Source organism: Paraburkholderia sp. BR10872, from assembly GCF_040965835.1.
Classification (GTDB): Bacteria; Pseudomonadota; Gammaproteobacteria; order Burkholderiales; family Burkholderiaceae; genus Paraburkholderia; species Paraburkholderia nodosa_A.
Genome location: NZ_JBFRCN010000005.1, coordinates 68,510 through 91,020 on the forward strand (window position 1 = coordinate 68,510; position 22,511 = coordinate 91,020).

Genomic DNA, 22,511 nt, shown 5'->3' on the forward strand with positions numbered 1-22,511 from the left:
GACGACCCCGAGGAGGCGCTTTTGAACAAGCTCGTACTGATGGCCGCAGGCTGCGCCGTGTCGCTCGCCGCTCTGATGACGCAAGCCTCGCACGCCGCCGATACTTACCAGCTCGATCCGAATCACACGTTTCCGAGCTTCGAAGCCGACCACTTCGGCGGTCTGTCCACGTGGCGCGGGAAGTTCACGAAGACCACGGGCATGGTCACGCTGGACCGCGCGGCGAAGACGGGCGCCGTAGACGTGACGATCGATCCGGCGTCGATCCAGACCGGCAATCCGCAGCTCGACCAGCATCTGGTGGGCGACGACTTTCTCGATGTCGCGAAGTACCCCACGGCCACCTACAAGGGCACGCGCATCGTCTTCAATGGCGATACGCCCAAGGAGGTGATCGGCGACTTCACCCTGCACGGCGTGACGCGGCCGCTCAAGCTCGAGATCGCGTCGTTCAAATGCATGCAGCACCCCGTGCTCACGCGCGAGGTATGCGGCGTGGAGGCCGAAGCCGCATTCAACCGCGACGACTTCGGCATGGACTCGGGCAAGAAGTACGGCTTCCAGATGAAGACCACGCTGCACATCCAGGCCGAAGGGATCAAGCAGTAGGCAAGCGCGGCGGCGCGGCGAAGACCGTTGCGTTGCGCAGGCACGAAAAAAAAGCCGGTTCGCGAGAACCGGCTTTTTTGCTGGTGCGCCGCTTACACCTGCGCGCCCGCGTTCGGATCGTTCGGATCGAACTTTTCCTTCTTGTCCTTGATGAGGTCTTCGCGTTTCACGCCGAGCCACATGGCGAGCGCCGCGGCAACGAACACCGACGAATAGATGCCGAAGAGAATACCCACCGTCAGCGCCAGGGCGAAGTAGTGCAGCGTCGGGCCGCCGAAGAAGAACATCGAGAGCACCATCATCTGCGTACAGCCGTGGGTGATGATGGTTCGCGACATCGTACTGGTGATCGCGTGGTTGATGACTTCGGTCACGCTCATCTTGCGCTCACGCCGGAAGGTCTCGCGAATCCGGTCGAAGATAACGACCGATTCGTTGACCGAGTAGCCGAGCACGGCGAGCACGGCCGCGAGCACCGAGAGCGAGAACTCCCACTGGAAGAACGCGAAGAAGCCCAAAATGATCACGACGTCGTGCAGGTTCGCGATCACGCCGGCCACGGCGTACTTCCATTCGAAGCGGAACGACAGGTAGATGACGATGCCCGCCACCACGCAGGCGAGCGCGAGCAGGCCGTCGGTGGCGAGTTCCTTGCCGACCTGCGGGCCGACGAACTCCACGCGCTGCAGCTGCACCTGCGGCTCAGCCGCCTTGAGCGTGGACATCACCTGGTCGCTCTGCTGCGCGGAGCTCAGGCCCTGCTTGAGCGGCAGGCGCATCAGCACGTCGCGCGAAGTGCCGAAGTTCTGCACCTGGGCGTCGCCGTAGCCGATTTTCGTGAGCGAGTCGCGCAGCGGCTCGAGCGGCACCGCCTGCGGATACTGCACTTCAATGACCGTGCCGCCCGTGAATTCGATCGACAGGTGCAGGCCGCGGTGGAAGAGGAAGAACACCGCCGCGATGAAGGTAAGAAGCGAGATCGCGTTGAAGATCAACGCGTGCTTCATGAACGGGATGTCCTTGCGGATGCGGAAAAATTCCATGTTCGTGACTCCGTATCAGCGGGACGAGCCGGTGTTGTTGCCGGAGCCGCCAGTGCCGCCCTGGGCATCGCGGCGGCGTACGACCGGTTTGGCGCGTGCGGCGCCCTTCGCGCCGGCCTTGGCCGGTTCGCGCCGGGCGGCGCCGGTGGTGGCCGCAACGGCGCGGCCCGTGTCCGTGCCGGCATCGGCGCCGGCGAGCGCGGGCGTGCCTTCATCCGGCTCCGGACGCCACACCTGACCCACCGCGAGCGACTTGAGCTTCTTCTTGCCGCCGTACCAGAGGTTCACGAGACCGCGCGAGAAGAACACGGCCGAGAACATCGACGTGAGAATGCCGATACAGTGCACGATCGCGAAGCCCCGCACCGGGCCCGAACCGAACGCGAGCAGCGCGAGACCGGCGATGAGCGTGGTCACGTTCGAGTCGAGAATCGTCGCCCAGGCGTGTGCGTAGCCGTTCTGGATGGCGAGCTGCGGCGGCGCGCCGTTGCGCAGTTCTTCGCGCACGCGCTCGTTGATCAGCACGTTCGCGTCGATCGCCATACCGAGCGCCAGCGCAATAGCCGCGATACCCGGCAGCGTGAGCGTGGCCTGCAGCATGGACAGCACGGCGACGAGCAGCAGCAGGTTCACCGACAGGCCGATCATCGAGATCGCGCCGAACAGCATGTAGTACGCGATCATGAACACGGCGATGGCGGCGAAGCCGTAGATCACCGAGTCGAAGCCCTTGCGGATGTTGTCCGCGCCAAGGCTCGGGCCAACCGTGCGTTCCTCGATGATGTCCATCGGCGCGGCAAGCGAACCTGCGCGCAGCAGCAGTGCGAGGTCGGCGGCGGCCTGCGGCGTGGGCTGGCCCGTGATCTGGAAGCGGTCGCCCAGTTCCGACTGGATGGTCGCCACCGTCAGCACTTCGCCCTTGCCCTTTTCGAACAGCACCATCGCCATCGGCTTGCCGATGTTGTCGCGCGAGACGGCGCGCACCGCGCGGCCGCCCGCCGAATCGAGGCGGATGTTGACCGAAGGGCGCTGATGCTCGTCGAAGCCCGCCGAGGCGTCGATGATGCGGTCGCCGGTGAAGATCACCTGCTTGCGCAGCAGCACCGGCGCGGCATTGCCTTGCGTGAAGAGCTCGTCGCCCGGCGGCACCGGCGCGTTCACGTCCGGATGCAGGCCCATCGGGTCGGCGAGGCGCGCTTCGAGCGTCGCCGTGCGTCCGATGATGTCCTTCGCCTTGGCGGTGTCCTGCACGCCCGGCAGCTCGACCACGATACGGTCGTCGCCTTGCTGCTGGATCACGGGCTCGGCCACGCCGAGTTCGTTCACGCGGTTGTGCAGCGTCTGGATGTTCTGCTTGAGCGCGGCTTGCTGAACCGCCGTCTTCACGGCCGGCGTGAACGTGCCGACGAGCTGTACGCCGCCTTCGGGGTTGTTCTGCGAGGACCACTGCAGTTCGGTGATGCCGCCCGAGCCCGCGAGAACCTTGCGCGCCTGCTCGGCCGTATCGGCGTCGGCGAAATTGACGACCACCGACTGGTTGACGCGGTTCACGCCGCCGTCGCGGATGTTCTTGTCGCGCAGGAGCGTGCGCACGTCCGAAGCGTCGGAGTCGAGCTTCTTGTTGAGCGCGCCGTTCATGTCGACCTGGAGCAGGAAGTGCACACCGCCGCGCAGGTCGAGGCCGAGGTACATCGGCAGCGCGCGCAGCGACGTGAGCCAGCGCGGCGAGGCGCTCTGCAGGTTCAGGGCGACGATGTACTGCGGGTCGTTCAGGTCGGCGTTCAGCGCCTTGTTCAGCGCGTCTTTCAGGCGCAGCTGCGTGTCCGTGTCGGCGACGCGCACGCGGATGTTCGCGTTCATCGACGAGTTGTCGAACGTCACGTCGGTCGCGCGGATGTTGTTCGCGGCGACCGCGGCTTCGACCTGGGCGAGCGTGCCCGAGTCGAGCTTGACGGTGGCTTTACCGCTCGACACCTGGACCGCGGGCGCTTCGCCGAAGAAATTGGGCAATGTGTACACGAAGCCGATGACGAGCGCCACCAGCATCACGACATATTTCCAGAGGGGATAACGGTTCATTGGTTGACCCAACGGGGGAGGGGAATGGCCTTAAGCGCTGCGTGCGCGTCCGGCGTTGCCTTCGGGGCGTACCTGCATTGACGTTTGCCGGTCAGTGGCTGCGAGGGCGGGTCGGATGCGCGAGGCCGTTCTTTCGGAGGCAACGGCCTCGGGGAAACCGTGAAGCTTTACAGCGACTTGATCGTGCCCTTCGGCAGGATGGTCGAGACCGACGACTTCTGCACGGTGATTTCCGTGCCATCGGCGATTTCGACGCCGACGTAGGCTTCGCTGACCTTGGTCACCTTGCCGACGATGCCGCCGCTCGTGATCACTTCGTCGCCCTTGGCCATGGCCGCGAGCATGTTGCGATGTTCCTTCTGACGCTTCATCTGCGGACGGATCATGATGAAGTACAGCACGGCGAACATCAGAATGAGCGGCAGGAAGCTCATGAGGCTCGATTCGGCACCACCTGCTGCACTGCCTTGCGCGAAGGCATTGGAAATGAACGACACGTTGGTCTCTCCGTTTTTTACGATCAAAAAGCGAGCCGGTTATTCTACCACCGGCATTCATCGCGACGATGACGCAAAATTGGCTTTGCGATCAAGTGCTTATCGCGGATCCCGCCCCGACGCGACATGCATGCGCGTGAAAACCGGGGCGGCGCGAGCGGACCGCACGCCTTGTCCGCGCCATTGTCGCGAAAGGTTATTGTAATATTTTGCGGCCGGCAGGTAACACCGTCTCAGTCCACGCCGCGTGCGCGCTGCTCGGCGAAGCGCTGGCGGAACGCCGCGAACGTCTTCGTCTCGATCGCCGCGCGCATCTCGCTCATCAGCTCCAGGTAGTAGTGCAGATTGTGGATCGTGTTGAGCTGCGCGCCGAGGATCTCGCCCACGCGGTGCAGGTGGTGCAGGTAGCCGCGCGTGAAGTTGCGGCAGGTGTAGCAGCCGCATTGTTCGTCGAGCGGGCGCAGCGAGTTGCGGTGCACGGCGTTGCGGATCTTGATGTCGCCAAAGCGCGTGAAGATCCAGCCGTTGCGCGCGTTGCGCGTGGGCATCACGCAGTCGAACATGTCGACGCCCGAGGCCACGCCCGCCACCAGGTCTTCCGGGGTGCCGACGCCCATCAGGTAGTGCGGCTTGTCGGCAGGCAGATTCGGCGCGATGTGTTCGAGCACGCGCATCATGTCTTCCTTCGGTTCGCCCACCGAAAGACCGCCGATCGCGTAGCCGTGGAACGGCATCTGCGAGAGGCCGGCGAGCGATTCGTCGCGCAAGTCCTCGAACATGCCGCCCTGCACGATGCCGAAGAGTGCATTCGGATTGCCGAGACGGTTGAACTCGTCGATCGAGCGCTGCGCCCAGCGCATCGACATGCGCATCGAATCCGCGGCTTCCTTGTGCGTGGTGGGCACGCCGTTGGTCGCGTAGGGCGTGCACTCGTCGAACTGCATGACGATATCGGAGTTCAGCACCTTCTGGATCTGCATCGACACTTCGGGCGAGAGGAACAGCTTGTCGCCGTTCACGGGCGAGGCGAAGCGCACGCCGTCTTCCGAGATCTTGCGCAGGTCGCCGAGTGAGAACACCTGGAAGCCGCCCGAATCCGTGAGGATCGGCCGGTTCCAGCCCATGAAGCGATGCAGGCCGCCGTGCGCCTCGATCGTTTCGAGGCCCGGACGCAGCCAGAGGTGGAAGGTGTTGCCGAGGATGATCTGCGCCTTCATCTCTTCGAGCTCGCGCGGCTGCGTGGCCTTCACGGTGCCGTAGGTGCCCACTGGCATGAAGATCGGCGTTTCGACCACGCCGTGATTGAGCGTGACGCGGCCACGGCGGGCGAGGCCGTCAGTGCCGAGCAATTCGAATTTGAGGCCGTTCTGCGGGCGTTCGCCCAGATACGTGCCGTGTTCGGCGCGTGCGTTGCTTTGATGACCGTCGGTCATGCGGTTGACTCCTGTGCCACCGGAAAACAGTCCGGCGCAGATAGTGAAAGGCCGCCGCGCGTTGGTTGTGTCGCGCGGAGGCTTGGGAAGCGTAAGTGTTACTTGTCGAGCGCGTCGTCGGTTCGGGTCAGCAGCATGGCGTCGCCGTAACTGAAGAAGCGATAGCGCTCCGCAATCGCGTGACGATACGCAGCGCGTATCGTTTCGATCCCCGCGAACGCGGAAACGAGCATCAGGAGCGTGGACTTCGGCAGGTGGAAGTTCGTCACGAGCCGGTCGACCACGCGGAATTTGTAGCCAGGCGTGATGAAGATATCGGTTTCCGCCTGCGTTGCCGCGAGTGCGCGGTTCTCGTTCGCGGCGGCGCGCGCGGCGGCTTCGAGCGCGCGCATCGAGGTCGTGCCCACCGCAATCACGCGGCCGCCGCGCGCACGCGTGGCCGCGATCTTGTCGACGAGCGATTGCGGCAGTTCGTACCACTCGCTATGCATCTTGTGCTCGGCGATGTTCTCCACGCGCACCGGCTGGAACGTGCCCGCGCCCACGTGCAACGTGAGCGTGGCGCGCTCCACGCCTTGCGCGTCGAGTTGCGCGAGCAGGGCGTCGTCGAAGTGCAGGCCCGCCGTGGGCGCGGCCACCGCGCCCGGATTCTGCGCGAACACCGTTTGATAGCGCGTTTCGTCGCTCGCGTCGGCGTCGTGCGTGATGTAGGGCGGCAGCGGCAGACGCCCGTGCTGCTCGATCAGCGTGAGGCAGTCGTCCGGAAAGTGCAGCGTGTAGAACTGATCGACGCGCTCGCCCACCGTCACGTCGAACGCATCGGCGAGGCGCAGCACCGTGCCGGGGCCGGGGCTCTTGCTCGCGCGGATCTGCGCGAGCGCCGTGCGTGCGCCGGTCAGGCGCTCCACGAGCACCTCGATCTTGCCGCCGCTCGCCTTCTGGCCGAAGAAACGCGCCTTCAGCACCTTGGTATCGTTGAAGACGAGCAAGTCGCCCCGCGCGATGCACGAGGGCAGGTCGGAAAAGCGGCGGTCGGTCAGACGCGCAGGTTGGCCTGGCAACTGCGTCGTGTTATCGACCTCGAGCAGACGGCTCGCGCTGCGCTCGGGCAGGGCGCTCTGCGCGATCAGTTCCTCGGGGAGGTCGAAATTGAAATCGGAAAGCTTGAACATGCGGCCTGAAGTAACGGAAATGCGCCGGAGGCCCGGCGTGCGGCGGCTTCATGGAGCCGAACCGTCAAGCGGTTGTGCCCCAAAAAGCGGCTGCAATGGCCGATCGTGCGTGACGAAAGGCTATGATTGCGGGACGTGCGCGATAGCGATGCGCGCGGCGTGCCCGATGGCAGAGGCCGTCGCGCTGCACGCGCCGCGCCATACCGGAAAGCCGATATTGTACTTGCGAAGCTGCCCATGCCCCCATCCGTTATCCGATTGATGTCCGAAGCCGATTCCGCGAGCGAGGCGCCCGACGACGCGCGCACGCCCGAGGACGGCGAGCGCAAGCGGCAAGCGGACGCGACGCAAGGGGCCGCAGCGCCCGCGCGCAAACGCGCCGCGAAGAAGTCCGCGGACAAGGCCGTGGAAGAAGCCGTAGAAAAAGCCGCGGCCAAAGACAAGCCCAAGCTCACCAAAACCGCCGACCGGCTCGCCAAACTCGGTCTGCGCAGCGACATCGATCTCGTGTTGCATCTGCCGATGCGCTACGAAGACGAAACCACGCTCACGCCCATCGGCGAACTGCTGCCGGGCGGCATCGCGCAAACCGAAGGCGTGGTGTTCGACAACGAGATCGCCTACCGGCCGCGCCGCCAGCTCGTCGTGAAGCTGGAGGATCACAACGGCGACCAGCTTCATTTGCGCTTCCTGAACTTCTACGGCTCGCAGGTCACGCAGATGGCGATCGGCAAGCGCCTGCGCGTGCGCGGCGACGTGCGCGGCGGCTTCTTCGGCATGGAGATGGTGCATCCGGCGGTGAAGGTCGTAGAGGGCGACGCGCCGCTGCCGCAGGCGCTTACGCCGGTATATCCCTCCACGGCGGGCGTGAGCCAGGCGTATCTGCGCAAGGCGATCGACAACGCGCTGTCGCGTGCGCATCTGCCAGAACTGCTACCGGATGCGGTGGCGCAAGAATTCATGGAGCCGCTGAATCTGCCGCCCTTGATGGACGCCGTGAAGACGTTGCACCACCCGCCCGTGAACGCCGACGAGCACGAGCTGATCGACGGCACGCATCCCGCGTGGACGCGCATCAAGTTCGAGGAACTGCTCGCGCAGCAACTGTCGCTCAAGCGTGCGCACGAAGAGCGCCGCACACGCGCCGCGCCCGCGATGGCTCGCCACATCGCAGGCCGCAAGAGCGATGAGACGCTGCTCGCGCGGCTGCGCGGCGCGTTGCCGTTCACGCTCACCGGCGCGCAGGAGCGCGTGGTGGCGGAAATCGCGCACGATCTCGAACAGCCGCACCCCATGCAGCGTCTGCTGCAAGGCGACGTGGGCAGCGGCAAGACCGTGGTCGCGGCGCTCGCGGCGGCGCAGGCCATCGACGCCGGCTACCAGGCCGCGCTCATGGCGCCCACCGAAATCCTCGCGGAACAGCACGCGCGCAAGCTGCGCGGCTGGCTCGAGCCGCTCGGCGTGCAGGTGGCGTGGCTCGCGGGCAGCCTCAAGGCGAAGGAAAAGCGCGCGGCGCTCGAAGCCGCGGCGCTCGGCACGGCGCAGCTCGTGATCGGCACACACGCGATCATTCAGGAGGCTGTGGAATTCGCGCGGCTCGGCCTCGTGATCGTCGACGAACAGCATCGCTTCGGCGTCGAGCAGCGGCTCGCGCTGCGTGCCAAGGCGCAGAACGCGAAAGCGCCTGGCGAGACGCATCGTGAGTTCCAGCCGCATCAGCTGATGATGTCGGCCACGCCGATCCCGCGCACGCTAGCCATGACCTACTACGCGGATCTCGACGTCTCCACCATCGACGAGCTGCCGCCCGGCCGCACGCCGATCCTCACGAAGCTCATTTCCGACGCGCGCCGCGAGGAAGTGATCGCGCGCGTGCGCGCAGCGGCGCTCACGGGTCGTCAGGTGTACTGGGTATGTCCACTGATCGAGGAAAGCGAGACGCTGCAGCTGCAAACGGCCGTCGAGACTTACGAAACGCTGGTAGCCGCGCTGCCGGAGCTCACCGTCGGGCTCGTGCACGGCCGCCTCGCTTCCACGGACAAGGCCGCCGTCATGGATGCGTTCTCACGCAACGAGGTGCAGCTGCTCGTGGCGACGACGGTCATCGAAGTGGGCGTGGACGTGCCCAATGCGTCGCTGATGGTGATCGAGCACGCCGAGCGTTTCGGCCTCGCGCAATTGCATCAGTTGCGCGGGCGCGTGGGGCGGGGCAGCGCCGCTTCGGTGTGCGTGCTGCTCTATACCGGGCCGTTGTCGCTCACGGGCCGCGCGCGCCTGCAAACCATGCGCGAGACCACCGACGGCTTCGAGATCGCGCGCAAGGACCTCGAAATCCGCGGCCCCGGCGAATTTCTCGGCGCGCGTCAATCTGGCGCGGCAATGCTGCGCTTCGCGAACCTCGAGACCGACGCATGGCTCATCGAGCCTGCGCGCGGCGCGGCCGATCGGCTGCTGCACGAGTTTCCGCTCGTCGTCACGCAGCATCTGAATCGCTGGCTCGGCGCCCGCGAGCAGTATCTGAAAGCGTGAAAAGTCCAACTGCGAGCCCAACTGCGAGTCCATTGCGCGGAACCTGCGCGCGCCTACGCCGTCTGACCCTTTTGTCATGATCACGCCCCGCATAGGGGTGTTGATTATTGGCGAATCACCGCCATAGGTGTATAACTACAAACTATTGATTCACCTTTTTTGATTGGTCCCCGAATGACGCTCACTGAATTGAAATACATTGTCGCGGTAGCTCGAGAGCGCCACTTCGGACGGGCCGCGGAAGCCTGCTTCGTGAGCCAGCCGACCCTTTCGGTCGCCATCAAGAAACTCGAAGACGAACTGAACGTGCAGATCTTCGAGCGCGGCACGAGCGAGGTGAGCGTCACGCCCATCGGTGAGCAGATCGTCACGCAAGCCCAGCGCGTGCTCGAACAGACGCTCGCGATCAAGGAAATCGCCAAGCAGGGCAAGGACCCGCTCGTGGGGCCGCTGCGCCTTGGCGTGATCTATACGATCGGGCCCTACCTGCTGCCCACGCTCGTCAAGCAGATGATCAAGCGCGTGCCGCAAATGCCGCTGATGCTGCAGGAGAACTACACGCTCAAGCTCATCGAGCTGCTCAAGCAGGGCGAAATCGACGTGGCGATCATGGCGCTGCCGTTCCCCGAAACCGGCCTCACGCTGCGCCCGCTCTACGACGAACCGTTCGTCGTGGCGCTGCCGTCGGGCCACGCGTGGGAACAGCGCCCGAAGATCGACCCGGACGACCTCAAGCAGGAAACCATGCTGCTGCTCGGTAGCGGTCATTGCTTCCGCGACCACGTGCTGGGCGTGTGCCCCGAACTGATGCGCTTCTCGCAGAACGCCGACGGCATCCAGAAGACGTTCGAAGGCTCGTCTCTGGAGACCATTCGTCATATGGTTGCGAGCGGCGTGGGCATTACCGTGCTGCCGCGCATGTCGGTGACCGAGGTGAAGCCGCACGCGGGCGGCGTGGATTCCGGGCTGCTGTCCTACGTGCCGTTCGACGAACCCGTGCCGGACCGCCGCGTGGTGCTCGCGTGGCGCAAGAGCTTCACGCGCATGCCGGCGATCGAGGCGATCGTCGACGCCATTCACGCCTGCGAGCTGCCCGGCGTGAAGAAGATCGAGGCGCCTGCCGAGGCTGCCTGACGTATATCGCGCCGTGCGCTTTCGGGCTGCGCGGCGCGTTTTCCTTCCGAGCGCGGCATCCGCCCGCGCGACCATCCCCAGCCTTACGTTCCTTGCGACCCTAATAATCAACGCCTATTTGATAGATTGAATAAATCAAATTACAGATATCGATAGTCGTTGATAGAGTTTCCTCTAACCGATCTCAACCGGAAACCCCTGGAGGAAGCGATGCAAACCGCCACCCCGAACACCCCCAGCACCTCGGCACGCGCCCATTCTGGCCTTCGCACCGTGTGGTTCTCGCTGCTCGTCGACCGCGCGCTGTCCGCCTGACGGCCTCGCGCCATCCCGAAGCACATTTCACCGAATTCCAGAACACACACGCAAGCAAGGAAGGAATCCAGCATGACCGACCGTACTCTCACCTCGGCAGCCGGCGCACCCGTCGTCGACAACCAGAACTCGCTCACCGCCGGTCCGCGCGGCCCGGTGATGCTCCAGGACGTGTGGCTTCTCGAAAAGCTCGCGCACTTCGACCGCGAAGTGATTCCCGAGCGCCGCGTGCACGCGAAGGGCTCGGGCGCGTTCGGCACGCTCAAGGTCACGCACGATATTTCGCGCTACACGAAGGCGAAAGTGTTCGGCGAAGTCGGCAAGGAAACGCCGCTCTTCATGCGCTTTTCGACCGTGGCGGGCGAGCGCGGCGCGGCCGACGCCGAGCGCGATGTGCGCGGCTTCTCGATCAAGTTCTACACGGAAGAGGGCAACTGGGACATCGTCGGCAACAACACGCCGGTGTTCTTCATTCGCGATCCGCTCAAGTTCCCGGACTTCATCCACACGCAAAAGCGCGATCCGCGCACCAACATGCGCAACAACGTGGCCGCGTGGGACTTCTGGTCGCGTCATCCGGAGTCGCTGCATCAGGTGACGATCCTCATGAGCGATCGCGGCATTCCGAAGAACTATCGCCAGCAGCACGGTTTCGGCTCGCACACGTTCTCGTTCATCAACGCGAACAACGAGCGCTTCTATGTGAAGTTCCACTTCAAGTCGGCGCAGGGCGTGGAGAACTACAGCGATGCCGAAGCCGCGCAGGTGATTGCTCAGGACCGCGAATCGGCGCAGCGCGATCTTTTCAACGAGATCGAAAAGGGCAATTTCCCGAAGTGGCATTTCCGCATTCAGGTGATGCCCGAGGCCGATGCCGCGAAGGTGCCGTACAACCCGTTCGACATCACGAAGATCTGGCCGCACAAGGACTATCCGCTGATCGACGTGGGCACGATCGAGCTGAACCGTAATCCGGAGAACTATTTCTCCGATGTCGAGCAGGCCGCTTTCACGCCGGCGAACGTGGTGCCGGGCATCGGCTTCTCGCCGGATCGCTTGCTGCAGGGGCGTTTGTTCTCGTATGGCGACACGCAGCGCTATCGCCTCGGTGTGAACCATCACCAGATTCCGGTGAATGCGCCGCGCTGCCCGTTCCACTCGTTCCATCGCGACGGCGCGATGCGCACCGACGGCAACCTGGGCGGCAACGTGAACTATGAACCGAGTCGTTTCGGCGACTTCGCGCAGCGTCCGCAGGCGGGCGAGCCGCCGCTCGCGGCCGGTGCGGTCGATCACTACGATCACCGCGAAGACGATGACTACTACAGCCAGCCGGGCGCGTTGTTCCGGCTGTTCGATGCGGGCCAGCGCGAGCGGCTTTTCGCGAACATCGCCCGGCATATCAACGGTGTGCCGGCTCAGATCGTGGAGCGTCAGATCGAACACTTCCGCCGCGCCGATCCTGCGTATGCGCAAGGCGTGATCGACGCGATCGCGAAGCTGGCGAAGTAAGGACGCAGGCGCGGATTGTTGTCACGACGTCAAGACAGCGAGCCGCGCCTGAAGCAGGAATTCGAGGAACGACCAAAGGAGCATGATCATGACCCGAACGATGACGATGACCCTCAAGACGATGGGACCGGGAAATGCGGCCGCGATGGCGCGCACGCGTGCGCAAGGCACGCAGATCGTGCGCCGGATGGTGGGCTTTGCGATCGTGGCGAGCGGCTTCGTGGCGATCGCCACGCAAGCCTTCGCGCACCTGGCAGGGCACTGAACGAGCCGGGCGCGTTGCTGCACAGTAGGGCCGGATGAGCCGGGTTTCTGATATTTCCAGGCTACACTGACGACCGATCGAGCGCTCGCGCGCCAGCTTTTTTTAAGGCGCAGGCGGGCACAACAGGATCGTCAAGCACGCGTAGTCTCACTGCTACACAAGGAGTCGTCATGGCCAAAAAAGCAACCGTACAGCACGTGAATATCGGTATCAGCGACAAGGATCGCAAGAAGATCGCGGAGGGTCTCTCGCGTCTGCTCGCGGACACCTACACGCTATATCTGAAGACGCACAACTTCCACTGGAACGTCACGGGGCCGATGTTCAACACGCTCCACCTGATGTTCGAAGGGCAGTACAACGAACTCGCACTGGCTGTCGACGCCATCGCCGAGCGTATTCGTGCGCTGGGCGTGCATGCGCCGGGCAGCTACAAGGAATTCGCGAAGCTCTCGTCGATTCCCGAAGCGGACGGCGTGCCGGCCGCGGAAGACATGATCCGCCAGCTGGTGGAGGGCCAGGAAGCCGTGGTGCGCACCGCGCGCGCGATCTTCCCGTCGACGGAAGCGGCCAACGACGAACCGACCGCCGACCTGCTTACGCAACGCATGCAGACGCACGAAAAGACCGCGTGGATGCTGCGCTCGCTGCTGGCCTGATGCCGATGCGGCGCCCGGGCGCTGCGCCTGAAGCGCGATCAGCACGATGAAAGGCCCGCCGGATGTCCGGCGGGCCTTTGTTTTTGCGCGGGCGCGGCTCGCGGCGACGGCGCGCCGCCCTGGCCTACAATAGCGGCATCGCTTTTCCCGCCCCGATCATGTTCGCCCGACTCCCGCTCTATTTGCGGCTCGTCCGCATGGACAAGCCGATCGGCAGCCTGCTGCTGCTGTGGCCGACGCTCAACGCGCTGTGGATCGCCTCGGACGGCCATCCGCCCCTCTCGCTGCTGATCATCTTCACGGTCGGCACCGTGCTGATGCGCTCGGCGGGCTGCGCGATCAACGACTACGCCGACCGCGATTTCGACCGCCACGTCAAACGGACGGCCGAACGCCCCATCACGTCGGGCCGCATTCGCGCCTGGGAAGCGGTGGCGATTGCCGCGGGCCTCGCGCTCGTGTCGTTCCTGTTGATCCTGCCGCTCAATGCGCTGACGAAGCAGCTTTCGGTCGTGGCGCTGTTCGTAGCGGCGTCGTATCCGTTCACCAAGCGCTTTTTCGCGATTCCGCAGGCGTATCTGGGCATCGCGTTCGGCTTCGGCATTCCCATGGCATTTGCCGCCGTGCAGGACCACGTGCCGGCGCTCGCGTGGATCATGCTGGCCGCGAACGTGTTCTGGTCCGTGGCCTACGACACCGAATACGCGATGGTCGATCGCGACGACGACATCAAGATCGGCATTCGCACCTCGGCGCTCACTTTCGGCCGCTTCGACGTGCTCGCGATCATGCTCTGCTATGCGGCCACGCTCGGCATTTACGTGTGGGTGGGCGTGACGCTGGGCTTCGGCTGGCTCTACTGGCTCGGCTGGGCGGCCGCCGTGGGCTGCGCCATTTATCACTACACCCTCATCAAGAACCGCGAACGCATGCCATGCTTCGCCGCGTTTCGCCACAACAACTGGCTGGGCGGCGCGCTGTTCGTCGGGATTGCGGCCCACTACGCCGTCGCGGGACTCTGAGGCCAGATCGACGAAAAAAAGCGCCGGGTGCATGACGCACCCGGCGCTTTTTCTATCTGGACTGCGGTGCGCTTACTGCTTGCCGAATTCCTCGCCCATTTCCTTCGCGCGCGCATCGGCCGCGAGCGCGCCCTTGACGATGGCGGCCTTCACGCCCGAAGCGTCGAACGACGCCAGCGCAGCGGCGGTCGTGCCGCCCTTGGAAGTCACGCGCTCGCGCAGCACGGCGGGCGGCTCGTCCGATTGCAGCGCGAGTTGCGCCGCGCCCGTGAACGTGGCGATGGCGAGCGCGCGGCCTTGCTGTTCGTCCATGCCGAGTTGGCGCGCCGCTTCTTCGAGCGCTTCGATGAAGTAGAACACATAGGCCGGCCCGCTGCCCGAAATGCCCGTGACCGCGTCGATCTTCGCTTCGTCGTCGAACCAGACCGTTTGGCCGACTGCGCCGAGCACATCCGAAGCGAGCTGGCGGCCCGCTGCGTCCACGCCGCTGCTCGCGACGAGACCGGTTGCGCCCATGCCGATCAGCGCGGGCGTGTTCGGCATCGTGCGCACGACGCGCGCGTGGCCGTTCAGCCAGCGGGAGAGATCGTCGATGCGAATGCCGGCCATGATGCTGATGACGACCTGATGCGCACCAAGGTACGGTGCGATGCCTTCGGCCACGGCCTTGGCGATTTGCGGCTTCACGGCGATCAGAACGGCGTCGTACGACGCGAGCGCGGCGTCCGCGGCGGCGCCAGTGCGCACGCCGAACTGCTCGGCGCTGCGCTTGCGGGCGTCCTCGTTCGGATCGATCGCGTAGAGGTTGTCGGCGGGAACGCCCTTGCGGATCAGACCGCCGATGAGTGCGGCGGCCATGTTGCCGCCCCCGATGAAGGCAATTTTCATGGTGATGGAATCGTTCAGTGAATCAGTGAGAGTAGTCGCGCGCGCCGAAAATCGCGGTGCCGACGCGCACGATCGTCGCGCCTTCGAGCACCGCGGCTTCGAGGTCGGCCGACATGCCCATGGAGAGCGTGTCGAGCGCGAGGCCATCTGCGCGTAGCGCTTCGAACAGCTCGCGTAGCTGGCGGTGCGGCGCGCGTTGCCCCTCGAGTGAGGTTTCCGGCTCGGGAATCGACATGAGCCCGCGCAGGCGCAGGTTGGGCAGGGCGGCGATCTGGCGCGCGACCTGCCGCGCTTCTTGCGGAGTGACGCCGCTCTTGCTGGCTTCGCCGCTCACGTTGACCTGCAGGCAGACGTTGAGCGGCGCCATGCCGGCGGGACGTTGCGCCGACAGGCGTTCGGCAATCTTCAGACGATCGACCGAATGGACCCAGTCGAATCGCTCGGCTACAGGGCGTGTCTTGTTCGATTGGAGCGGCCCGATGAAATGCCATTCCATGCTCGCGCGCAAGTCGGCGAGCGCCTCGATCTTGTCCACGGATTCCTGCACGTAGTTTTCGCCGAACGCGCGCTGGCCGACAGCGTGAGCGGCGCGCACGTCCTGCGCAGGAAACGTTTTCGAAACCGCGAGCAGCTCCACGCTTTGCGGGTCACGGCCGGCGTTGCGGGCGGCGGCGGCGATGCGCTCGCGGACAGCTTCGAGATTGTGGGAGAGATCGGTCATCGGGCTGAAGGCCAGCGCGTGAAATGGCGCGCGCCGCTGTTTGGATCCAAAACGAACAGAACGAGGGCCATTATACGGACTGCGCACGGCGCGAAACACTGGCCGGAAAGGCTATACCGAATGGCCGACTGTTGGCGCGCCGCGCGTCTCGTTACGCTGGTTCTGTTCCCGATGGACTCAATTCGTCACCAGCATATGTTCGACCAGCTCAATCCAGTGCGTGACCGGAATTGCCGTGCCGCTTTGCAGGTGCGTAATGCAGCCTATGTTGGCGGAGACGATCAATTGCGGCTCCAGCGCCTGCAGCCGGTCCACTTTCTGGTTGCGCAGCGTGTAGGAAAGGCGCGGCTGCATGATTGAATAGGTGCCCGCGGAGCCGCAGCAAAGATGGCTGTCGGCAGGCAACCGCACATCGAGCCCGAGCGCGGTGAGCAGCCGTTCCACGCCGCCGCGCAACTGCTGGCCATGCTGCAGCGTGCAGGGAGGATGCCACGCTACCGTCTTGATGCTACGGCGCCTCGTGTTGGCCACGAGCTGTTCCTCGAATGCGGGCAGCAATTCCGAGAGATCGCGGGTGAGTTCGACCACGCGGCGCGCCTTCTCCACATAGGCCAGATCGTCGCGCAGCAGGTGCGCGTATTCCTTCACCGTCGCACCGCAGCCCGAGGCGTTCATCACGATCGCTTCCGCGCCTTGCTCGATGTAGGGCCACCAGGCGTCGATGTTCGCGCGCACGTCGTCGAGCGCGTCATCGGCGTAGCCCATATGCAGGCGGATCGCGCCGCAGCAGCCCGATTGCGGCGCGACGATGGTTTCGATGCCGAGCGCGTCCAGCACGCGCGCGGTCGCGATGTTGATGTTGGGCATCATCGAGGGCTGCACGCAGCCTTGCAGCATCAGCATCTTGCGTGCGTGCTTCGCCGTGGGCCAGGCGAGCGAGCGCTGGCGCACGGGCACCTTGTCGCGCAGGCGCTTGGGCAGAAGCGGCCGCACCTGCTGGCCGAGGCGCATCGCCGGCGTGAAGAGGGCGCGGCGCGGCAGCACGCCCGCGAGCAGGCGGCGCATGATGCGCTGGCGCAGCGGCCGCTTCACCATCTGTTCGGCATGCTTGCGGCCCACTTCCACGAGGCGTCCGTACTGCACGCCGGAAGGGCAGGTGGTCTCGCAACTGCGGCATGTGAGGCAGCGGTCGAGGTGCGTGAGCGTGCTCTTCGTGACCGGCGCGCCTTCCACCATCTGCTTCATGAGATAGATGCGCCCGCGCGGGCCGTCCAGTTCGTCGCCGAGCAACTGATAGGTCGGGCAGGTCGCGGTGCAGAAGCCGCAATGCACGCACTTGCGCAGGATCGCGTCGGCTTCGTCGCCGTCGGGGGTGTTGCGTATGAAGTCCGCGAGGTTCGTCTGCATCGCCGCGTGTGGGTGTCGTCAGAAGTCGGAATACAGCCGGCCGCGATTGAACATGCGGGCCGGGTCGAAGGCGGCCTTCAGGCCGCGATGGATCCTCATGAGCGGCGCGGGCAAAGGCGTGAAGACGCCCGCGCTGCGATCGTAGTCGCGTCCCGTGCGGAACATCGTGGCGTGACCGCCGGCTTGCTTCGCGCTGATACGCACGGTTTGTGCGTCGGTTTCCGTGATCCACCAGCGCTGCGCGCCGCCCCATTCCATGAGTTGCGCGCCGGGCAATTGCAGGGGCTCCGCGATCGAGGGCAGCGCGAGGCGCCAGAGCGCCGCGTTGGGCGCAATCGACGCAAAGAACGGATCGGTCTGCTCGCGCAGGCCCGCCCAGAAGCGTTCGGCTTCCACGGCGTCCACCACTTCGCCGCCCAGGCTCGCGCGGGCCGTCTTCACCGCGGCTTCCGCGCCCGCGAGGCGTACCGCGAGCGTGCCGTTGCGCCAGGCGCTCGCCGTCATCGGCAGCGGGCGGCCGCCCCATTCGTTGAGCTTGCGCACGGCGTCCGTGCCGTTCATGTCGAACTTGAGCGTGGTTTCCGCTTGCGGCGTCGGCAGCACCTTCACCGAAAGCTCCAGCAGCAGCCCGAGCGTGCCGAGCGAGCCCGCCATGAGCCGCGAAACGTCGTAGCCCGCCACGTTCTTCACGACCTGGCCGCCGAAATGCAGCACCTCGCCGTGGCCGTTCATGAGCACCGCGCCCAGTACGAAGTCGCGCGGTGCGCCCGCGCTCGCCCGCCGCGGCCCGGCAATGCCTGCGGCAATGCAGCCGCCCAGGGTTGCCTGCGCGCCAAAGTGCGGCGGCTCGAACGCGAGCATCTGGCTGTGGGCCGCAAGCGCCGTTTCAATGTCCGCAAGCGGTGTGCCGGCGCGCGCCGTGATCACCAGTTCTGCCGGGTCGTACGCGATGATGCCGCGGTGTGCGCGCGTGTCGAGAATCTCGCCTTCGAGCGACTGGCCGTACCAGTCCTTCGTGCCCCCGCCGCGAATGCGCAGCGCCCGGCCATCGGCGCTCGCCGCCCGGATGCGTTCGGACCAGTCCGAGACGATGTCGTCCTCTTCCATGTCGTGATGGTCGCGCTCGTTCGTTATATGGTTCGTTCGATTGTACTGAGCGAACCCCGCCTGACAACCCGGAGCGGACCCTCATTCGGGTCACGCGATATGCATAGACTGCGCGGTGCCGGGTGCGTGTTTGCGCGTCTGTCAGAAGCGCGGCAACTCGGGGTGTGGCAGCAGATTCCCGCGCACATGCATGCGTCCGTACTCGGCGCAGCGCGCCCGGGTGGGGATCCCCTTGTCGGGGTTGAGCAGCCTGGCCGGGTCGAACGCGTGTTTCACCGCATGAAACGCGTCGCGCTCCTGCGGCGAGAATTGCACGCACATCGAATTGATCTTCTCGATGCCCACGCCGTGCTCGCCCGTCACGGTGCCACCCAGTTCGACGCAGGTCTCGAGAATGTCCGAGCCGAAAGCCTCTGCGCGGTGCCATTCGTCGAGGTCGTTGCCGTTGAAGAGAATGAGGGGGTGCATGTTGCCGTCGCCGGCATGGAACACGTTGATGCAGCGCAGTCCATACTGCTTTTCCATCTCGTGGATGCGCGCAAGCAGCGGCCCGATCGCGCGGCGCGGCACGGTGCCGTCCATGCAGTAGTAGTCGGGCGAGATGCGGCCCGCGGCCGGAAACGCATTCTTGCGGCCCGACCAGAAGCGCAGGCGTTCTTCCTCGGTGCGCGAGATCTGGATGCGCGTGGCGCCATGCTCGCGCAGCACCGTGGTCGTGCGCGCGATCTCGTCGGCGACTTCCTCGGGCGTGCCGTCGGCTTCGCACAGCAGGATGGCGGCGGCGTCGAGGTCGTAGCCCGCGTTCACGAACTCCTCCACCGCGCGCGTGGCCGGCTTGTCCATCATTTCCAGGCCCGCCGGAATGATGCCGGAGGCGATGATGCCCGCGACGGCGTCGCCGCCTTTCACGACGTCGTCGAAGCTCGCCATGATGACCTGCGCGGTTTGCGGGCGCGGAATCAGTTTGACGGTCACCTCGGTCACGATCGCGAACATGCCTTCGCTGCCGATCATCACCGCGAGCAGGTCGAGGCCCGGCGCATCGGGCGCGAGCGAGCCGAATTCGACGATCTCGCCGTCCATCGTGACGGCGCGCACCCGCAGCACGTTGTGCACCGTGAGGCCGTACTTCAGGCAATGGACGCCGCCGGAATTCTCCGAAACGTTGCCGCCTATCGTGCAAGCGATCTGCGACGAAGGGTCTGGCGCGTAGTAAAGGCCGAAGGGCGCCGCCGCCTCGGAAACGGCCAGATTGCGCACGCCGGGCTGCACGGTGGCCGTGCGCGCATAGGGATCGACTTCGAGGATGCGCTTGAAGCGCGCGAGCGAAAGCACGATGCCATGCCGGATCGGCATGGCGCCGCCCGAGAGGCCGGTGCCCGCGCCGCGCGGCACGACCGGCACGTCGAGACGCCGGCAGATCTGCACGATGCGTTGCACCTGCGACTCGGTCTCCGGCAGCGCCACGGCGAGCGGCAGCCGCCGGTAGGCGGCGAGGCCGTCGCACTCGTAGGCGACGGTGTCCTCCTCGCGATGCAGCAGGCAATGCGCCGGCAGCACGGCCATCAACGCCTGGACTACCTCGCGCTGGCGTTGCGCGAGCGCTTCCGGGCTCAGCTCGGGCAAGTTCGCCTCGGGTGCGTTCATGTCTCCTCCCGTCCGTTGCGCATGTGTGCGCTTCTCAGCGCTTGTCGGTTACACCGCCCAGCTGAAGATCTTGCCCGGATTCATCAGGTTGTGCGGATCGAGTGCGTGCTTGATCGCGCGCATCGTGTCGATGGTGTCCGCGCCGTGCTCTTCCACGAGGAAATCCATCTTGTGCAGGCCCACGCCGTGTTCGCCCGTGCAGGTGCCGTCCATCGCGATCGCACGCTGCACGATGCGGTGATTCAGGCGTTCGGCCTCCTCGATTTCCTCGGGCTTGTTCGGGGCGATCAGGATCGCCACGTGGAAGTTGCCGTCGCCCACATGGCCGACGATCGGGCAGGGCAGCGGCGAGGCCTTGAGGTCGGTTTCCGTCTCGATCACGCATTCGGCGAGGCGCGAGATCGGCACGCATACGTCGGTCGTCACGGCGCGGCAGCCGGGCTTGAGCTGCAGCATCGCGAAGTAGGCGTTGTGGCGCGCGTTCCACAGGCGGCTGCGGTCCTCGGGGCGCGTGGCCCATTCGAAGCCTTCGCCACCGTGCTGCGCGGCAAGCTCTTGCACGAGCTGCGCCTGTTCCGCGACGCCCGCCTCGGTGCCGTGAAATTCGAAGAAGAGCGTGTGCTTCTCGCGCAGCGTGAGGTTCGAATGCTTGTTGATCGCGCGCACCGCGAGCGAGTCGATGAATTCCACGCGCGCGATCGGCACGCCGATCTGGATCGTCTCGATCACCGTGCGCACGGCCTCCGCCATCGAAGGGAACGCGCACACCGCCGCCGAGACTGCCTCGGGCTGCGGGTAGAGTCGCACCGTGATTTCGGTGATCACGCCGAGCGTGCCTTCCGAGCCGACGAAAAGGCGTGTGAGGTCGTAGCCCGCCGACGACTTGCGTGCGCGCGTGCCGGTTTTGACCACGCGGCCGTCGGCGAGCACGGCGGTCAGGCCGAGCACGTTCTCGCGCATCGTGCCGTAGCGCACGGCGTTGGTGCCCGAGGCGCGCGTGGCCGTCATGCCGCCGATGCTCGCATCGGCGCCCGGATCGATCGGGAAGAACAGACCCGTGTCGCGCAGCGCTTCGTTGAGTTGCTTGCGCGAGATGCCGGGCTCGACGGTCACGGTGAGATCTTCGGCGTTGATCGAGAGCACGCGGTTCATCTGCGAGAGGTCGATCGACACGCCGCCCTGCACGGCCAGCAAGTGACCCTCGAGCGACGAGCCGTTGCCATAGGGAATGATCGGCACGCCGTAACGGGCGCACAGCTTGACGATGGTCTGGATATCTTCGGTGCTCTGCGCGAACACCACGGCGTCGGGCAGTTGCGGATCGAAGGGCGATTCGTCGCGGCCGTGATGGGCGCGTACGGCTTCGGAGGTGGAGACGCGTTCGCCGAACGCGCTGCGCAGCTGATCGAGGAGTTCGGCGGGGAACGGGCGGCGTGCGAGGGCCGGCGGCGCGGGGTGATTCACGCGGGTGTCTCCTTCGTATGGGTATGACTTCTGGCTCGGACCATTTTACGCTGAACGTCCGCGCCGCAAAGCCGCGCTCCTTATGCTGCAGTGCACGAAACCTATAATAGGGCCGGCAGGCGTGGACGCCGTACACGGCGCCGGGTGCGCGTGATGCGCGACCTGCGCGAATTTACAGCTTTGGAGAGCACGACATGGGCAATCGCCTGAGCAAGATTGCAACGCGCACCGGCGACGACGGTTCGACCGGCCTCGGCGACGGCAGCCGCGTACGCAAGGACGACGCGCGCATCGTCGCGATCGGCGACGTCGATGAGCTGAACTCGCAGATCGGCGTGTTGCTGTGCGAAACGCTCCCCGATGATGTGCGCGGGGCGCTCGTCGCAATCCAGCACGACCTGTTCGATCTCGGCGGGGAGCTGTGCATGCCGGGCCACACGCTCGTGACCGACGAACACCTCGCGCGGCTCGATGGCTGGCTCGAGCACTACAACGCCACGCTGTCGCCGCTCAAGGAATTCATTCTCCCCGGCGGCTCGCGGGCGGCGGCGCTCGCGCACGTGTGCCGCACCGTGTGCCGGCGCGCCGAGCGCGCGGTGGTCGCAATGGGCGCGTCGGCGAACTCGGGTCCGCCGCTCGCCGATACGCCTCGCCGCTACGTCAACCGGCTCTCCGACCTGCTCTTCGTGCTCGCGCGCGTGCTCAACCGCGCCGCGGGCGGCAGCGACGTGCTCTGGCGGCACGACCGGGGCGCGGGCACGGGCGAGTAAGGCATAAAAGGGCGCGAGCGCGCGGCGCCGGCCGACGTGAGCTCCGAGGTGCCGTCTAGCGTCCAACCGCACCGCCATCGTCCGAAAAAGACTGTTTCCCGCACCGCAAAAACCCCGCCGAAGCGGGCTCCACGGCCATGCGCCGCGCGTCCCGGGCGACCGCAGTCGGGAAATTGCTGGGTGCGACAAAATGCCTGAGTCGGGCTGTCGCATTAAAGATGTATCGTATGTGCATCTT

General features: G+C 65.6%; 19 protein-coding genes. 8 read left to right on the top strand and 11 right to left on the bottom strand.

All coding sequences use genetic code 11. The features are described 5' to 3' along the window. Positions 1-39 precede the first annotated feature (39 nt). Complete coding sequence (locus AB4Y43_RS06055) at positions 40-609, top strand: YceI family protein (RefSeq protein WP_368727289.1); 570 nt, start codon at positions 40-42, stop codon at positions 607-609. Positions 610-701: 92 nt separating this feature from the next. Here AB4Y43_RS06055 and secF read toward each other — a convergent pair whose 3' ends face one another. From secF to queA, 5 genes are all read right to left on the bottom strand, one after another. Then, positions 702-1,652: a protein translocase subunit SecF gene (secF, locus tag AB4Y43_RS06060; protein ID WP_368727228.1), complete on the bottom strand. Its 951-nt coding sequence runs from the start codon at positions 1,650-1,652 to the stop codon at positions 702-704. A 15-nt stretch (positions 1,653-1,667) separates the two neighbouring features. Further along, complete coding sequence (gene secD, locus AB4Y43_RS06065) at positions 1,668-3,731, bottom strand: protein translocase subunit SecD (RefSeq protein ID WP_069268462.1); 2,064 nt, start codon at positions 3,729-3,731, stop codon at positions 1,668-1,670. A 167-nt stretch (positions 3,732-3,898) separates the two neighbouring features. Beyond that, positions 3,899-4,228: a preprotein translocase subunit YajC gene (gene yajC / locus AB4Y43_RS06070; RefSeq protein ID WP_042262488.1), complete on the bottom strand. Its 330-nt coding sequence runs from the start codon at positions 4,226-4,228 to the stop codon at positions 3,899-3,901. A 233-nt stretch (positions 4,229-4,461) separates the two neighbouring features. Next, a complete protein-coding gene (gene tgt, locus AB4Y43_RS06075) occupies positions 4,462-5,661 on the bottom strand; it encodes a tRNA guanosine(34) transglycosylase Tgt (RefSeq protein WP_368727229.1) in 1,200 nt (399 codons plus the stop codon). A gap of 98 nt (positions 5,662-5,759) precedes the next feature. Further along, on the bottom strand, positions 5,760-6,833 hold the full coding sequence (gene queA / locus AB4Y43_RS06080) for a tRNA preQ1(34) S-adenosylmethionine ribosyltransferase-isomerase QueA (protein ID WP_368727230.1): 1,074 nt from the start codon (positions 6,831-6,833) through the stop codon (positions 5,760-5,762). A gap of 237 nt (positions 6,834-7,070) precedes the next feature. On the opposite strand from queA, the gene recG reads away from it, so the two are divergent. The 6 genes from recG (at position 7,071) to ubiA (ending at position 14,269) form a co-directional block, all read left to right on the top strand. After that, positions 7,071-9,362, top strand: a complete 2,292-nt coding sequence (gene recG, locus AB4Y43_RS06085; protein ID WP_368727231.1) for an ATP-dependent DNA helicase RecG — start codon at positions 7,071-7,073, stop codon at positions 9,360-9,362. Between the two features lie 174 nt (positions 9,363-9,536). After that, positions 9,537-10,496, top strand: a complete 960-nt coding sequence (locus tag AB4Y43_RS06090) for a hydrogen peroxide-inducible genes activator (RefSeq protein ID WP_069268466.1) — start codon at positions 9,537-9,539, stop codon at positions 10,494-10,496. Between the two features lie 387 nt (positions 10,497-10,883). Then, the gene (locus AB4Y43_RS06095; protein ID WP_368727232.1) at positions 10,884-12,323 is read left to right on the top strand and encodes a catalase; all 1,440 of its coding nucleotides are present in this window, start codon (positions 10,884-10,886) and stop codon (positions 12,321-12,323) included. Between the two features lie 88 nt (positions 12,324-12,411). Next, positions 12,412-12,588, top strand: coding sequence for a hypothetical protein (locus tag AB4Y43_RS06100; RefSeq protein ID WP_368606757.1), 177 nt, complete (start codon positions 12,412-12,414; stop codon positions 12,586-12,588). A gap of 170 nt (positions 12,589-12,758) precedes the next feature. Beyond that, positions 12,759-13,247, top strand: coding sequence for a Dps family protein (locus tag AB4Y43_RS06105; protein ID WP_042262475.1), 489 nt, complete (start codon positions 12,759-12,761; stop codon positions 13,245-13,247). A 158-nt stretch (positions 13,248-13,405) separates the two neighbouring features. Beyond that, positions 13,406-14,269 (top strand): 4-hydroxybenzoate octaprenyltransferase, encoded by an 864-nt coding sequence (gene ubiA / locus AB4Y43_RS06110; protein ID WP_324149246.1) that lies wholly within the window; start codon positions 13,406-13,408, stop codon positions 14,267-14,269. 72 nt (positions 14,270-14,341) lie between these two features. On the opposite strand, the gene proC is transcribed toward ubiA, so the two are convergent. From proC to AB4Y43_RS06140, 6 genes are all read right to left on the bottom strand, one after another. Continuing rightward, on the bottom strand, positions 14,342-15,157 hold the full coding sequence (proC, locus tag AB4Y43_RS06115) for a pyrroline-5-carboxylate reductase (RefSeq protein ID WP_368727233.1): 816 nt from the start codon (positions 15,155-15,157) through the stop codon (positions 14,342-14,344). A gap of 22 nt (positions 15,158-15,179) precedes the next feature. Then, positions 15,180-15,878, bottom strand: a complete 699-nt coding sequence (locus AB4Y43_RS06120; RefSeq protein ID WP_368606755.1) for a YggS family pyridoxal phosphate-dependent enzyme — start codon at positions 15,876-15,878, stop codon at positions 15,180-15,182. A 177-nt stretch (positions 15,879-16,055) separates the two neighbouring features. Next, on the bottom strand, positions 16,056-17,285 hold the full coding sequence (glcF, locus tag AB4Y43_RS06125) for a glycolate oxidase subunit GlcF (RefSeq protein ID WP_368727234.1): 1,230 nt from the start codon (positions 17,283-17,285) through the stop codon (positions 16,056-16,058). An 18-nt stretch (positions 17,286-17,303) separates the two neighbouring features. Then, positions 17,304-18,392: a glycolate oxidase subunit GlcE gene (gene glcE / locus AB4Y43_RS06130; protein ID WP_368727235.1), complete on the bottom strand. Its 1,089-nt coding sequence runs from the start codon at positions 18,390-18,392 to the stop codon at positions 17,304-17,306. Positions 18,393-18,533: 141 nt separating this feature from the next. Beyond that, positions 18,534-20,039 carry an FAD-linked oxidase C-terminal domain-containing protein gene (locus tag AB4Y43_RS06135; protein WP_028201996.1) on the bottom strand — a complete coding sequence of 502 codons (1,506 nt, stop codon included), beginning with the start codon at positions 20,037-20,039 and terminating at the stop codon, positions 18,534-18,536. A gap of 48 nt (positions 20,040-20,087) precedes the next feature. Then, on the bottom strand, positions 20,088-21,503 hold the full coding sequence (locus tag AB4Y43_RS06140; protein WP_368727236.1) for an FAD-binding oxidoreductase: 1,416 nt from the start codon (positions 21,501-21,503) through the stop codon (positions 20,088-20,090). A 194-nt stretch (positions 21,504-21,697) separates the two neighbouring features. Here AB4Y43_RS06140 and AB4Y43_RS06145 point away from each other — a divergent pair, with 194 nt between their 5' ends. Continuing rightward, the gene (locus tag AB4Y43_RS06145; protein ID WP_342947675.1) at positions 21,698-22,273 is read left to right on the top strand and encodes a cob(I)yrinic acid a,c-diamide adenosyltransferase; all 576 of its coding nucleotides are present in this window, start codon (positions 21,698-21,700) and stop codon (positions 22,271-22,273) included. The last annotated feature ends 238 nt before the right edge of the window (positions 22,274-22,511 follow it).